Annotated in this window: 13 protein-coding genes and 1 pseudogene; 12 read left to right on the top strand and 2 right to left on the bottom strand. The window is 70.0% G+C overall.

The annotated features are described in order from the left end of the window. Positions 1-134: 134 nt before the first annotated feature. A pseudogene (locus tag AC2W7C_RS06100) lies at positions 135-1013 on the top strand (sensor histidine kinase); the annotation flags it as partial. A gap of 181 nt (positions 1014-1194) precedes the next feature. Beyond that, the gene (locus AC2W7C_RS06095) at positions 1195-1536 is read left to right on the top strand and encodes a response regulator (RefSeq protein WP_486000644.1); all 342 of its coding nucleotides are present in this window, start codon (positions 1195-1197) and stop codon (positions 1534-1536) included. A gap of 198 nt (positions 1537-1734) precedes the next feature. Here the strand turns inward: AC2W7C_RS06095 and hemF are convergent, their stop codons facing one another. Continuing rightward, positions 1735-2610: an oxygen-dependent coproporphyrinogen oxidase gene (gene hemF / locus AC2W7C_RS06090; RefSeq protein ID WP_486000643.1), complete on the bottom strand. Its 876-nt coding sequence runs from the start codon at positions 2608-2610 to the stop codon at positions 1735-1737. Positions 2611-2906: 296 nt separating this feature from the next. On the opposite strand from hemF, the gene AC2W7C_RS06085 reads away from it, so the two are divergent. Continuing rightward, a complete protein-coding gene (locus AC2W7C_RS06085) occupies positions 2907-4169 on the top strand; it encodes a dipeptidase (protein WP_486000642.1) in 1263 nt (420 codons plus the stop codon). Positions 4170-4407: 238 nt separating this feature from the next. Here AC2W7C_RS06085 and AC2W7C_RS06080 read toward each other — a convergent pair whose 3' ends face one another. Further along, the gene (locus tag AC2W7C_RS06080) at positions 4408-4860 is read right to left on the bottom strand and encodes a tRNA (cytidine(34)-2'-O)-methyltransferase (RefSeq protein ID WP_486000641.1); all 453 of its coding nucleotides are present in this window, start codon (positions 4858-4860) and stop codon (positions 4408-4410) included. A gap of 196 nt (positions 4861-5056) precedes the next feature. On the opposite strand from AC2W7C_RS06080, the gene petA reads away from it, so the two are divergent. From petA to AC2W7C_RS06035, 9 genes are all read left to right on the top strand, one after another. Then, on the top strand, positions 5057-5593 hold the full coding sequence (gene petA / locus AC2W7C_RS06075) for a ubiquinol-cytochrome c reductase iron-sulfur subunit (RefSeq protein ID WP_486000640.1): 537 nt from the start codon (positions 5057-5059) through the stop codon (positions 5591-5593). Between the two features lie 17 nt (positions 5594-5610). Then, the gene (locus AC2W7C_RS06070) at positions 5611-6939 is read left to right on the top strand and encodes a cytochrome b (protein ID WP_486000639.1); all 1329 of its coding nucleotides are present in this window, start codon (positions 5611-5613) and stop codon (positions 6937-6939) included. A gap of 8 nt (positions 6940-6947) precedes the next feature. After that, complete coding sequence (locus AC2W7C_RS06065; RefSeq protein WP_486000638.1) at positions 6948-7823, top strand: cytochrome c1; 876 nt, start codon at positions 6948-6950, stop codon at positions 7821-7823. A gap of 192 nt (positions 7824-8015) precedes the next feature. Then, positions 8016-9296: a M28 family metallopeptidase gene (locus AC2W7C_RS06060; protein ID WP_486000637.1), complete on the top strand. Its 1281-nt coding sequence runs from the start codon at positions 8016-8018 to the stop codon at positions 9294-9296. Further along, positions 9293-9667, top strand: coding sequence for a M28 family peptidase (locus AC2W7C_RS06055; RefSeq protein ID WP_486000636.1), 375 nt, complete (start codon positions 9293-9295; stop codon positions 9665-9667). The genes AC2W7C_RS06060 and AC2W7C_RS06055 overlap by 4 nt, the downstream gene beginning before the upstream one ends. A 93-nt stretch (positions 9668-9760) precedes the next feature. Next, on the top strand, positions 9761-10516 hold the full coding sequence (locus tag AC2W7C_RS06050; protein WP_486000635.1) for a protease-associated domain-containing protein: 756 nt from the start codon (positions 9761-9763) through the stop codon (positions 10514-10516). After that, positions 10479-11381, top strand: a complete 903-nt coding sequence (locus tag AC2W7C_RS06045; protein WP_486000634.1) for a M28 family peptidase — start codon at positions 10479-10481, stop codon at positions 11379-11381. The genes AC2W7C_RS06050 and AC2W7C_RS06045 overlap by 38 nt, the downstream gene beginning before the upstream one ends. Beyond that, positions 11378-11767, top strand: coding sequence for a RidA family protein (locus AC2W7C_RS06040; protein WP_486000633.1), 390 nt, complete (start codon positions 11378-11380; stop codon positions 11765-11767). Before AC2W7C_RS06045 ends, AC2W7C_RS06040 begins: the two co-directional genes overlap by 4 nt. A gap of 189 nt (positions 11768-11956) precedes the next feature. After that, the gene (locus tag AC2W7C_RS06035; RefSeq protein ID WP_486000632.1) at positions 11957-12385 is read left to right on the top strand and encodes a thiol-disulfide oxidoreductase DCC family protein; all 429 of its coding nucleotides are present in this window, start codon (positions 11957-11959) and stop codon (positions 12383-12385) included. Positions 12386-12520 lie beyond the last annotated feature (135 nt).

Here is a 12520-nt window from a genome sequence, read left to right as displayed (position 1 = left end):
CGACGCGGCCGGCGCCCGCCGCGATCTGGAGGTCCTGCGCCGGCGTGGAGGCGGAGTCCGGCCTGCAGGTCGCCAACGCCCGGGTCGAGGCGGAGGTCCTGTTCGCCGAGGGGCGTCCGACCGAGGCCTATCGGATGCTGCGCTCGCACATGCGCGAAAGCGAGACCGCCGCCGCCCTGACCTTCAGCAGCGGCATCCACCAGGTGACGGGCGACATGCAACAGCAGCTGGCCGAGCGCCGCAGCCAGCTGGAGACGGCGCGGTTCAACACGCGGCTGCAGCAGCTGATCATCGCCATCGGCGTGGTCTTCCTGTTGTCGGCGGTGGGGACCCTGGCCTGGCAATGGCGGCAGGCGGGCCGGCTGCGCAGCGCACAGCGCCGGGCCGAGGAGGCCAACCGGGCCAAGAGCGAGTTCCTGGCCAACATGAGCCACGAGATCCGCACCCCGCTGAACGGCGTGGTGTCCATGGCCGACACCTTGGCCCGCCGGGATCTGGACCCCGACGAGCACGAGATGGTCGAGCTGATCCGCTCGTCCAGCGCCACGCTGGAACGGCTGTTGTCCGACATCCTGGACAGCGCCCGGATCGAGTCCGGACAGGTCGCCATCGAGCCGGTGGCCTTCGACCTGCATCAGGCCGTCTCGGACGTCGCCGCCCTGTGGCGGGTCAAGGCGGAAGACAAGGGCGTGGCGCTGGAGGTGGACTACGACCCCGCGCTGACGGGCCTGTTCGAGGGCGACGCCGTCCGACTGCGGCAGGTCCTGACCAACCTGGTCAGCAACGCCCTGAAATTCACGAACGAGGGGACGGTCCGCCTGACGGTCTCGGTCCTGGACGACGACCGGGTCGGCTTCCGGGTCAGCGACACCGGGGTCGGCTTCGACGAGGCGCAGAAGGCGCGGATCTTCCAGCGCTTCCAGCAGGCCGACGGGTCGATCACCCGGAGGTTCGGCGGCACCGGCCTGGGGCTGGCCATCTCGACGGCCCTGGTCGACCTGATGGGCGGAACGCTGGACTGCGACGGCGAGCCGGGGCGGGGGGCCAGCTTCTGGTTCGACATCCCCCTGCCGCCCCGCCGAGGGCGAGGCGGCGCCCGCGCCGGCCACGGGCCGCGTCTCGGACATCGCCGCCGCACCGTTGCGGATCCTGCTGGCCGACGACCACCCGGCCAACCGCAAGGTCGTGGAGATCATGCTGTCGGCCACGGCGATGGAGCTGGTCGCCGTCGACGACGGCCGTCAGGCGGTCGAGGCCTTCGCCGGCGGCGGCTTCGACCTGGTGCTGATGGACATGCAGATGCCGGTCATGGACGGTCTGACGGCGACGCGCGAGATCCGGGCGCTGGAGGCCAAGGCCGGGTTGAGGCGCACGCCGGTCTTGATGCTGACGGCCAATGCGATGGCCGAGCATGTCGAGGCCGGGGTGCTGGCCGGCGCCGACGGCCACCTGACCAAGCCGATCACCCTGGCGGCGCTTTTCGCGGCGATCAGCGCCGCGCTGGACGGCGACGACGCGCAGGAGCGGGCCGCCTAGGCCGGGGTGATCAGGTTCAATCGGATGTTCAAGGCCCGTCATTCCCGGCCTTGTGTCGGGAATCCATGAACACGGGCTTGGCTCAAGAACCCTAGGCGCTGTTCCCGGCTATGGATGGCCGGGACAAGCCCGGCCATGACGGAAAACAAAGGGTTTGGAAACCGTGACGCTTCGAAGCCGGATGACTCTACGCACGCCTCAGGGCCACTTCACCACGGGCGGCATCGAGCTGAGGATCGACTCGACGTTGCCGCCGGTCTTCAGCCCGAACATGGTGCCGCGGTCGTAGAGCAGGTTGAACTCGACGTAGCGCCCGCGGCGGACCAGCTGCTCCTCGCGCTCCTCGGGTGTCCAGGGCTCGTGCATCCGACCGGCGACGATGCGGGAGTAGATATCAAGGAAGGCCTCGCCGACGTCGCGGGTGAAGGCGAAGTCGCGCTCCCAGTCGCCCGAGTCGTGGTGGTCGTAGAAGATGCCGCCCGTGCCGCGCGGCTCATTGCGGTGGGGCAGGAAGAAATACTCATCGCACCAGGCCTTGAACTTTCCGTGCCAGGCCGGGTCGTGGGCGTCGCACGCGGCCTTCAGGGCGGCATGGAAGGCGAGGGTGTCGGGGTGATCGTCGCGGCGGTCGGCGTCCAGCACCGGCGTCAGGTCCGCGCCGCCGCCGAACCAGCTTTTCGTGGTGGCGATGAAGCGGGTGTTCATGTGCACGGCCGGCACGCGCGGGCTGACCGGATGACAGATCAGGCTGATCCCGGTGGCGAAGAAGCGCGGGTCCTCCGCCGCGCCGGGCACGGTCCGGGCGTAGTCGGCGGGGAAGGTCCCGTGGACGGTCGAGACATGCACGCCGACCTTCTCGAACAGCCGGCCGTGCATCATGCCCATGACGCCCCCGCCGCCCTCCTGGCGGTTCCAGGGGGTGCGGACGAAGCGGCCGGGCGCGCCGGGGAAGAGATCGGTCGGCGCCTGGTCCTCCAGCGCCTCGAAGCCGGCGTGGATGCGGTCGCGCAGGGTCTCGAACCAGGTCCGGGCGGCGGCCTTCTTGTCGGCGAGGGGATCGGCGGCGTCGGTCATCGTGGGGTCCTATCCCGTCTCGTTTCGCGGGAGAAGGCGGCCGTGAGTCGCGTTCACCTCTCCATTCGTCTTCAAGCGAATGGAGAGGACCGGTCGGAGCGGAAGCGACGACCAGGTGAGGGCGACGCCAGCGGATGGGATCGGAGTGTGAATGACCACCGCCGGCGTCGCCCCCTCCTGACGGCTTCGCCGTCTGTCCTCCCCATCGCCTTGAAGGGCGATGGAGAGGTGAGCGGGCGCCATTGACCAGACGCCGTCCTCCGCCACTATCCCGCCTTCGCTGTTGGGAGGCCGCCATGATCCGCACCGTTCTTCTGTCGACCGTCGCCGCGCTGCTGGCGGCCGGGCCCGTGCTGGCCCAGGACGCGGAGGGCGAGGCCCGGGCGCGGCGGATCCTGGAGCGGACGCCGCTGATCGACGGCCACAACGACCTGCCGTGGGCGCTGCGCCAGGCCTATCGCAGCGACCCCCACATGGTGGACCTGACCATCAACCTGGACGAGGCGACCGAGTTGCATACCGACATCCCGCGCCTGCGGGCCGGCGGCGTGGGCGGCCAGTTCTGGTCGGTCTACGTGCCGGCCAGCCTGGAGCCGGTCGAGGCGGCCAAGGCCACGTTCGAGCAGATCGACGTGGTGCGCCGGATCGTGGCGGCCTATCCCGAGGTGTTCGAGCTGGCGACGACCGCCGACGACGTCGTGCGCATCCATCGCGCCGGGCGGATCGCCAGCCTGATCGGCATCGAGGGCGGCTATTCGATCGACGATTCCCTGGGCCTGCTGCGCGAGTTCCACCAGGCCGGCGTGCGCTACATGACGCTGACCCACTCCAAGACCACCACCTGGGCCGACAGCGCCACCGACGCGCCGAAGTGGGGCGGCCTGTCGCCCTTCGGCGAGCAGGTGGTCAAGGAGATGAACCGGCTGGGGATGATGGTCGACCTGAGCCACGTCTCGGAAGAGACCATGCTGGACGCGATGCGGGTCAGCGAGGCGCCGGTGATCTTCTCGCACTCCTCGGCCCGGGCGGTGACGGGCCATGCCCGCAACGTGCCCGACAGCGTGCTGCGGATGATGCCCGAGGACGGGGGCGTGGTGATGGTCACCTTCGTGCCGGGCTTCATCGACGAGGCGGTGCGCGTCTGGAACGCCGCCCGCGCGGCCGAGGAGGCGCGGCTGAAGTCGCTGAACCCCGGCGACCCCGAAGCCGTCCGACGCGGGCTGGCGGCCTGGACGGACGCGCATGCGATCCCGCGCGCGAACGTCGCCGACGTGGTCGCCCACATCCAGCACGTCCGCGACGTGGCCGGGATCGACCATGTCGGCCTGGGCGGCGATTTCGACGGGGTCGACGCCCTGCCGGACGGGGTCGAGGGGGTGGACGCCTATCCGCGCATCCTGGCCGCCCTGATGGCGAACGGCTGGACCGAGGCGGACATCCGCAAGCTGGCCGGGGAGAACGCGCTCAGGGTGATGCGGGCCGTCGAGGCGGTGGCGGCGGCGAAGGCGGCCGAGCGGCCCAGTCTGGCGGCGCTGGAGAGCGAGGGGGCGCCGGAGTAGGCCCAACCGATCGAACGCCTTGTCATCCCGGACGCCGCGAAGGCGGCGATCCGGGGCGGGTGCGCCAGCCCCCCTCGAAGCTCCCGGAAATCGCGGCGCGATTGTCCGGGGAGGCGGGTGGCCGAATTGCTCTAACGGTCCTGTCTCCCGGATCGCCGCCGAGGCGGCGTCCGGGAGGGAGACATCAAGAGGCCTCGCGTCCCGGATCGTCGCTGCGCGCCGTCCGGGATGACAAGAATCAGGGCTCGATCCCGGCGACTTGTCTCACCCCCTCCCACACCGCGATCCCCGCGCTGACCGACAGGTTCAGCGACCGCGCGCCTGGCTTCAGCGGGATCACCACCCGCGCGTCCGCGGCCTGATGCACGAAATCCGGGGCGCCGGTCGGCTCGGAGCCGAACAGCAGGACGTCGTCGGCCTGGAAGCGGAAATCCTGGAGCGGCGTCGCGCCCCTGGTCGTGAACAGGACCAGCCGGCCCGGACCCCGGTCGCGCTGGAAGGCGGCCCAATCCGCGTGCCGCGTCATGTGACCCAGGGGGCCGTAGTCCAGGGCGGCGCGCTTCATCGCCCGGTCGTCGAAGCGGAAGCCGGTCGGTTCGATGACGTGCAGTTCCACGCCGAAGCAGGCGCTCAGCCGGATGCAAGCGCCGACGTTCTGCGGAATGGCCGGTTGAAAAAGGGCGAGACGCATTCTAAGGCCCTCATACGCGCGGCCCGGGGGCTTGTCGCGGCCTGAATTGCGACTGTTTCGCAAGAAGCGACAGCAACTTGCGGCGATGAGCCGCAAAGCGGGCCGGGGCGGGATCAACGGGTTTCCGCTAATGCATCCATGCCGCGATCAGCCGTGCTCCCACCGGGCGCGGACTGCGGCGTACGAGGAGTGAGACGTGGCCGAATCGGTCGTTGAAGGCGAAGGCGGCGACGCCACCCGCCGGGACTTCATCCATATCGCCGCCGGCGCGGCGGCCGTGGGCGCGGGCGCGATGGTCGCCTGGCCGCTGATCAACCAGATGAACCCGGCGGCCGACACCCTGGCCCTGGCGTCGATCGAATTCGACATGACCAAGGTCCAGGAAGGCCAGCAGGTCGTGATCAAGTGGCAGGGCAAGCCGGTGTTCGTGCGCTACCGCACCCCGCGCGAGATCCAGGAAGCCGTCTCGACCCCGCTGTCGCAGCTGAAGGATCCCCAAGCCGACGCCGACCGCGTCAAGGCCGGGCACCAGCAGTACCTGGTCGTGCTTGGCAACTGCACCCACCTGGGCTGCGTCCCGACCTTCGGCGCCGGCGATTTCGGCGGCTGGTTCTGCCCCTGCCACGGCTCGCACTACGACACCTCGGGCCGCATCCGTAAGGGGCCGGCGCCGCTGAACCTGGTGGTGCCGACCTACGACTACCTGTCCGACACGCGCATCAAGATCGGCTGAGGACGGACGAGAGACCCATGAGCGATCACGAATCCACCTACGTCCCCAAGACCGGCATCGAGAAGTGGCTGGACAGCCGCCTGCCGATCGTCCGCTTCGGCGCCGACTACATGTCGCTGCCCACCCCGAAGAACCTCAACTACTGGTGGACCTTCGGCGGCATCCTGGCCCTGTGCCTGGTGACGCAGATCGCCACCGGCATCGTGCTGGCCATGCACTACGTGCCCAACACCGAGTTGGCCTTCGCCTCGGTCGAGCGCATCATGCGCGACGTCAACGGCGGCGACCTGATCCGCTACACCCACGCCAACGGGGCCTCGATGTTCTTCATCGCGGTCTATCTGCACATGCTGCGCGGGCTGTACTACGGCTCGTACAAGGCGCCGCGCGAGATGATCTGGATCGTGGGCTGTCTGATCTTCTTCCTGATGATCGCCACCGCCTTCCTGGGCTACGTCCTGCCGTGGGGCCAGATGTCCTACTGGGGCGCCGAGGTGATCACCAATCTGATCGGGGCGATCCCGGTGGTCGGCGAGCCGATCCTGATCTGGCTGCGCGGCGGCCCGGCGATCGACAACGCCACCCTGAACCGCTTCTTCTCGCTGCACTACCTGCTGCCGTTCGTCATCGCCGGCTGCGTGGTGCTGCACCTGTGGGCCCTGCACCACGCGGGCCAGAACAATCCGGTCGGCATCCTGATCCCCAAGGACCGCATGGCCAAGGACACGGTGCCGTTCCACCCGTACTTCACGGTGAAGGACGGCTTCGCGATCATCCTGTTCCTGATCCTGTTCGCCCTGTTCGTCTTCTTCATGCCGAACGCCCTGGGCCACGCCGACAACTACATCCCGGCCAACCCGCTGCAGACGCCGGCGCACATCGTGCCCGAGTGGTACATGCTGCCCTTCTACGCGATCCTGCGCGCCATCCCCGACAAGTTCGGCGGCGTGGTGGCCATGTTCGCGGCGATCGGCGTGCTGTTCGTCCTGCCCTGGCTGGACACCTCCAAGGTGCGTTCGATGCGCTACCGCCCGACCATGCGGACCTTCTTCATCATCTTCGTGCTGGTGGGGATGGGCCTGGGCTGGTGCGGCGCCCAGCTGCCGGACGCGCCGGTCATCGGCGACTTCAAGACCTTCGTCCTGGGCGATGGCGACCTGAACAGCTACCTGTGGCTGACCCGTCTGCTGACCGCCTACTACTTCGCCTTCTTCCTGGTGATCATGCCGATCCTGGGTCTGAAGGAGAAGCCGCTGCCGATCCCGGCGACCATCTCGGAGCCCGTCCTGTCGGGCGGCGACGCGATGACCGCGGCGGCTCCGGCCTCGGCCGAGAAGAAGGGCTGAGCGCGACCATGACCCTCAAGACTTCGAAGTTCTCCATGAAGAAGACCCTGGTCCTGATCGCCGCCGCGGCCGGCCTGACCCTGGCCGCGGGCCCCGCCCTGGCGTCCGGCGAAGGCCACGCGCTGCGCGACGGCGGCTTCTCGTTCGACGGTCCGTTCGGCGCCTTCCACCAGGGCCAGCTGCAGCGCGGCTACAAGGTCTATCGCGAGGTCTGCTCGAGCTGCCACTCGATGAACCTGATGCACTTCCGCACGCTGGCCGAGCCCGGCGGGCCCTTCTACGACGAGCACCAGGCCAGCCCGGCCGAGAACCGCTTCGTCAAGGCGATCGCCAAGGAAGCGCAGATCGCCGACATCGACACCGAGACCGGCGAGCCGGTGATGCGCGACGGCACCCCCGCCGACCGCTTCCCGAACCCGTATCCGAACGCGACGGCCGCGGCCGCGGCGAACGGCGGCGCGGCTCCGCCGGACCTGTCGGTGATGGCCAAGGCTCGCCACGGCGGCGCCAACTACATCTACTCGCTGCTGACCGGCTACCGCACGCCGCCGGCGGGCCTGCAGATCCGTTCGGGCCAGAACTACAACATGTACATGGCCGGCGACCTGGCCCCGTTCTGGTCGGGCGATCCCGAGCACGTGCCGGCGGGCGGCTTCATCGCCATGCCGAACCCGCTGCGCGCCGGCCAGGTGACCTATGACGACGGCACCGTCGCCTCGGTCGACCAGATGGCCAAGGACGTGGCCGCCTACATCGCCTGGGCCTCGGATCCCAAGCAGGTCGCGCGCAAGCAGGCCGGCGTGGGCGTGCTGATCTTCCTGTTCCTGTTCGCGGGCGTGACCTACCTGTCCTACCGCAAGATCTGGAAGGGCGTGGCGCACTAAGCCTCGCGCACCCCGGAAACGACGAGGCCCGCCGGACCGATCCGGCGGGCCTTTTCGCGTCTCGAAGGCGATTCCATCGGGTTACGCCAGAGGCGCCGCCGCCGCCGGTCGCCGCCCGGGCCGCATCGACAGCCCCGGACGCGGCGCCCTAACGTCCCGGCCTCGTTTCACAGGTCCGGGGTGTCACCGTCCATGCGTCTATCCGTTTCCGTCGTCGCCCTGATCGCGGCCCTGGCCGCCGCCGCCCCCGCAACCGCCCAGCAGGGCGCGCCCGCCGCGTTCGACGCCGCCCGCCTGTCCGAGCACGTGCGGGTGCTGGCCGACGACAGCTATCAGGGGCGCGGGATCGCGACGCCGGCCGAGGACATGGTGGTCCGCTACCTGAGCGAACAATACGCCGCAGCCGGCTTCCAGCCGGGCGGGACGAACGGCGGCTGGACTCAGGACGTGGCCCTGCGGCGCTTCACGGCCTCCAACATCCAGGCCCAGATCAAGGTCGGGGACGACGCCATTCCCCTGAACCAGGGCCAGCAGATCGTGATCACCACGCGCCTGCCGGGCCAGCACGTCCACCTGATGAACAAGCCGCTGGTCTTCGTCGGCTACGGCATCGACGCGCCCGAGCGCCAGTGGGACGACTTCAAGGACGTCGACGTCCGCGGCAAGATCGTCGTGGTGCTGGTCAACGACGCCGACTTCGAGGAGCCGGCGCTGGACACCTTCAACGGCCGAGCCATGACCTACTACGGCCGCTGGACCTACAAGTACGAGGAGGCGGCGCGGCAGGGCGCGGCGGGCGTCATCATCGTGCACGAGACCGCCCCGGCCTCGTATGGCTGGGCCACGGTCCAGAACAGCTGGTCGGGGCCGCAGTTCGACATCGTGCGGGCCAATCCCTCGGCCGAGCGCACGGCGATGGAGGCCTGGATCCAGCGCGACGTCGCCGTCGACCTGTTCCGCCGCGCGGGCCTGGACTTCGAGGCGCTAAAGGCCGCCGCGCGACGTCGCGACTTCCGCCCGGTCGAGCTGACCGGGGCGACGTTCAGCGGCATGTTCGACGTCGCCACCACCGAGGTCACGACCCGCAACGTCATCGCCCGCCTGCCGGGCGCGAGCCATCCGGACGAGACCATCCTGTACACCGGTCACTGGGACCACATCGGCGTGGGCGAGCCCGACGCCAACGGCGACGCCATCTTCAACGGCGCGGTCGACAATGCGACGGGCACCGCCGGCCTGCTGGAGCTGGCCCGGGTGTTCGGCGCCGGCCCGCGGCCCGAACGCTCGATCGTCATGATCAGCTTCACCGCCGAGGAGAGCGGGCTGCTGGGCTCGGAGTTCTACGCCGCCAACCCGATCTATCCGCTGGAGACGACGGTCGCCGGCTTCAACATCGACGCCATGAACGTCTACGGCCGAGTCAAGGACGTGGACATCATCGGCTTCGGCAGTCCAACCTGGACGACCTGGTGACGGCCGAGGCGACGGCTCAGGGCCGCACCGCCCGGCCGGACGGCAATCCGGCGTCCGGCAGCTATTTCCGCTCGGACCACTTCCCGCTGGCCAAGCGCGGCGTGCCGATGGCCTATGTCGACGGGGGCGGCGACTTCCGCGACGAGCCCATCGCGGCCAGGGACGCGGCGCGCTCGGAATACGGCAGCCGGCGCTACCACCAGGCCGACGACGAATGGTCGGCCGACTGGGATCTGCGCGGGCAGGTGGAGGACCTGCAGCTGATCTACGACATCGGCTCCAGGTTGGCGAACAGCCGCGACTGGCCCGAATGGAAGCCCGGGTCCGAGTTCGGTCCGGCCCGCGCGGCCAGCGCCTCGCGCCGCCAGTAGCCGACCGGCGCACATGACGAAAACTTAATGGGCGGTCCTCTCGGGGGCCGCCCTAGAGTGCGCGCCATCTGTTGGGGGATGGAGCCTCTTTTCATGTTTCGCACACTGACGGGCGGCGTGGCCCTGGCCGCCGTCCTTCTGGCCGCCGGGGCCGCCGGCGCCCAGGATTTCTCCGCCGAGCGGATCAGCGCCGACGTCCGGACCATCAGCGCCGACGAGTATCAGGGCCGCTATCCCGGCACCGAAGGCGAGCGCATGACGCTGGCCTGGCTGCAGGCGCAGTACGAGGCCATGGGCCTGCAGCCCGGCGGCCCGAACGGCCAGTGGCTGCAACCCGTGGAGCTCAAGCGCTTCACCCCGGTGGCGGGCGCGACCGCCAGCTGGACCGGGCCGGACGGCGCCGTGCATCCTCTGGCGGTGGGGACCGACATGACCCTGCGGGCCGGAACCAACGACGGCCGCGCCTCGATCGGCGGCGCCCGGGTGGTGTTCGCCGGCTACGGCATCACGGCGCCCGAGCGGAACTGGGACGACTATGGCGACATCGACGTGCGCGGCAAGGTCGTGGTCGTGCTCGGCGGCGAGCCGGACGGCGAGCTGTTCAACGGCGCGTACGACACCAACTACGAGTCCGGCGCCTACAAGGCGGACGAAGCCTTCCGCCGTGGGGCGGTGGGGATCATCACCCTGGTCCCTCAGCCCGCCGCCTCGGCGGCCTGGCAGGGCGTGCTCCGGGGCGCGGGGCGCAGGCGCACCATGACGCGGCGCGCGCGACCTGGAGTTCTCGGGCGGGATCAACCACGAGGTGGCCGTGGCCTGGGCGGCGGCGGCGGGGCGTTCGGTGGATGACTTCACGGCCCTGTCGCGAAACGGGTTCCGGGCGTTCGAACTAACCGGCGTGACCCTGTCCGTGGACGCCTCGGAGACCGTCGACACCCTTGTCACCCACAACCTGCTGGCCCGCATTCCGGGCGCGGAGCGACCGGACGAGACCATCATCTATTCGGCGCACTGGGACCACGTCGGCGGCGCGGCCCAGCACCCGGGCGTAGAGGGCGACAGCATCTGGAACGGCGCCTGGGACAATGCTTCCGGCACCGCCGCCGTCGTCGAGATGGCGCGTCAGATCAGCCGGGCGCCCCGGCCCAAGCGCTCCATCGTGTTCGCCCACATGGCGGCCGAGGAGATGGGGCTGATGGGCGCCTACGGCTACGCGGCCGACCCCGTCTATCCGCTGGAGACGACCGTCGCCGACATCAACATCGACATGCTGCCGCTGTCGGGTCCGACGCGCGACATCCCCATCTTTGGCAAGGGCCAGAACGATCTGGAGGACCGGCTGCAGGCCCTGGCCCAGCCGTTGGGCCGCTACGTCTCGGACGACGGCATGCCCGAGCAGGGCTTCTACTATCGCTCGGACCACTTCCCGTTCGCCCGCATGGGCGTGCCGGCGATCATGCCATGGCATGGCTGGGACTGGGTCGATGGCGGGCGGGAGGCCGGCGAGGCGGCCTGGCGGGCCAGGTTCGCGGCCCACTACCACAAGCCGTCGGATGAATGGTCGGCGGACTGGGACCTGACCTCGGCGGTCGAGAACCTGACGCTGCTGTATCGCCTGGGTCTGGACCTGGCCAACAGCGAGGACTGGCCGGGCTGGAAGCCGACGTCGGAGTTCGCCCAGGTGCGCGCCCGCTCGGACGCCGCGCGCCGGTGAGCGTCTCGATCCTCCCCCTGACCGGCGACGGCTCACCGCCGGCCGAGGGGGCCTACGCCCAGGCCGCCGAGGTCAGCGGGGCGACCCGCTGGCTCTATCTGTCCGGCCAGATTCCGGTCGCGCCCGACGGCTCCCTGGCCCCGGACTTCAAGGGCCAGTGCGAGCAGGTCTGGGACAATGTCGAGACCCAGTTGCGGGCGGCCGGGATGACGCTGGACAACCTGGTGAAGGTCACGACCTTCCTGTCGGACCGGGCCTATGCGCTGGAGAACCGCGAGGTCCGCATCCGCCGGCTGGCCGGGCGCCAGACCGCGCTGACGGTGATCGTCACGGGCATCTTCGACGAGGCCTGGCTGGTCGAGATCGAGGCGGTGGCGGCGGCGTGATCTGAGTTCCTTCCCCAGCGGGGAGGGGGACCATGCGAAGCATGGTGGAGGGGTGTCACAGCGAGCGCGGGCCGGCGCCCCTCCACCCTCCTTCACCCTGCGGGCTTCGGACGGTCCCTCTCCCCTGAAGGGGAGGAGTGCGCGGTTTGTCGCCTTGTGGCGCCTGGCCGGCCGCCGCACTCTCCCCGCATGAGCCGTTGGTCGCCGCAAGCCTGTCCGGATGAACCCGACGGCCTGATCCTGTTCGACGGGGTGTGCGTCTTCTGCTCGCGCTGGGTGCGGTTCGTGATCCGGCTGGACCGCGAGGGCCGTTTCCGCTTCCTGCCCATCCAGTCCGACCGGGGCCGCGCTCTGGCGCTGAGGCACGGCATAGACCCGGACGCGCCCCAGACGAACGCCGTCGTCTGGAAGGGGCGCATCTTCTTCAAGTCGGACGCCGCCTTGACCGTCCTCGGAGCGCTGACGGAGACGGCGCCCCTCGCCGCGCTGAAGGTCGCTCCACGGGGGCTGCGCGACCCGCTCTACGACCTGATCGCCAGGAACCGGTACGCCATCTTCGGCCGGACGGAGACCTGCATGGTCCCCGCGCCGGAGGACCGGGAGCGCTTTCTGGCATGACCAAGGTGCTGGTGATCGGCGCCGGCGGAGTGTTCGGTTCGCGTCTGTGCGAAGGCCTGCTGCGCCACGGCTTCGGCGTGGTCGTCGCCGGGCGGGACCGGAGGCGAGCGGACGGCGCGGCCGCGCGGCTGAGAG

The organism is Brevundimonas sp. CURTG3B2_SDJG (genome assembly GCF_057364705.1).
This window is presented reverse-complemented; position numbering and strand designations above follow the sequence as displayed.

What these genes read in the sequence shown, in the direction of transcription:
- AC2W7C_RS06095 (WP_486000644.1), top strand. Translation starts at nt 1,195, where the DNA reads ATGCTGTCGGCCACGGCGATGGAGCTGGTCGCCGTCGACGACGGCCGT.
- hemF (WP_486000643.1), bottom strand. Translation starts at nt 2,610, where the DNA reads ATGACCGACGCCGCCGATCCCCTCGCCGACAAGAAGGCCGCCGCCCGG.
- AC2W7C_RS06085 (WP_486000642.1), top strand. Translation starts at nt 2,907, where the DNA reads ATGATCCGCACCGTTCTTCTGTCGACCGTCGCCGCGCTGCTGGCGGCC.
- AC2W7C_RS06080 (WP_486000641.1), bottom strand. Translation starts at nt 4,860, where the DNA reads ATGCGTCTCGCCCTTTTTCAACCGGCCATTCCGCAGAACGTCGGCGCT.
- AC2W7C_RS06070 (WP_486000639.1), top strand. Translation starts at nt 5,611, where the DNA reads ATGAGCGATCACGAATCCACCTACGTCCCCAAGACCGGCATCGAGAAG.
- AC2W7C_RS06065 (WP_486000638.1), top strand. Translation starts at nt 6,948, where the DNA reads ATGACCCTCAAGACTTCGAAGTTCTCCATGAAGAAGACCCTGGTCCTG.
- AC2W7C_RS06060 (WP_486000637.1), top strand. Translation starts at nt 8,016, where the DNA reads ATGCGTCTATCCGTTTCCGTCGTCGCCCTGATCGCGGCCCTGGCCGCC.
- AC2W7C_RS06050 (WP_486000635.1), top strand. Translation starts at nt 9,761, where the DNA reads ATGTTTCGCACACTGACGGGCGGCGTGGCCCTGGCCGCCGTCCTTCTG.
- AC2W7C_RS06035 (WP_486000632.1), top strand. Translation starts at nt 11,957, where the DNA reads ATGAGCCGTTGGTCGCCGCAAGCCTGTCCGGATGAACCCGACGGCCTG.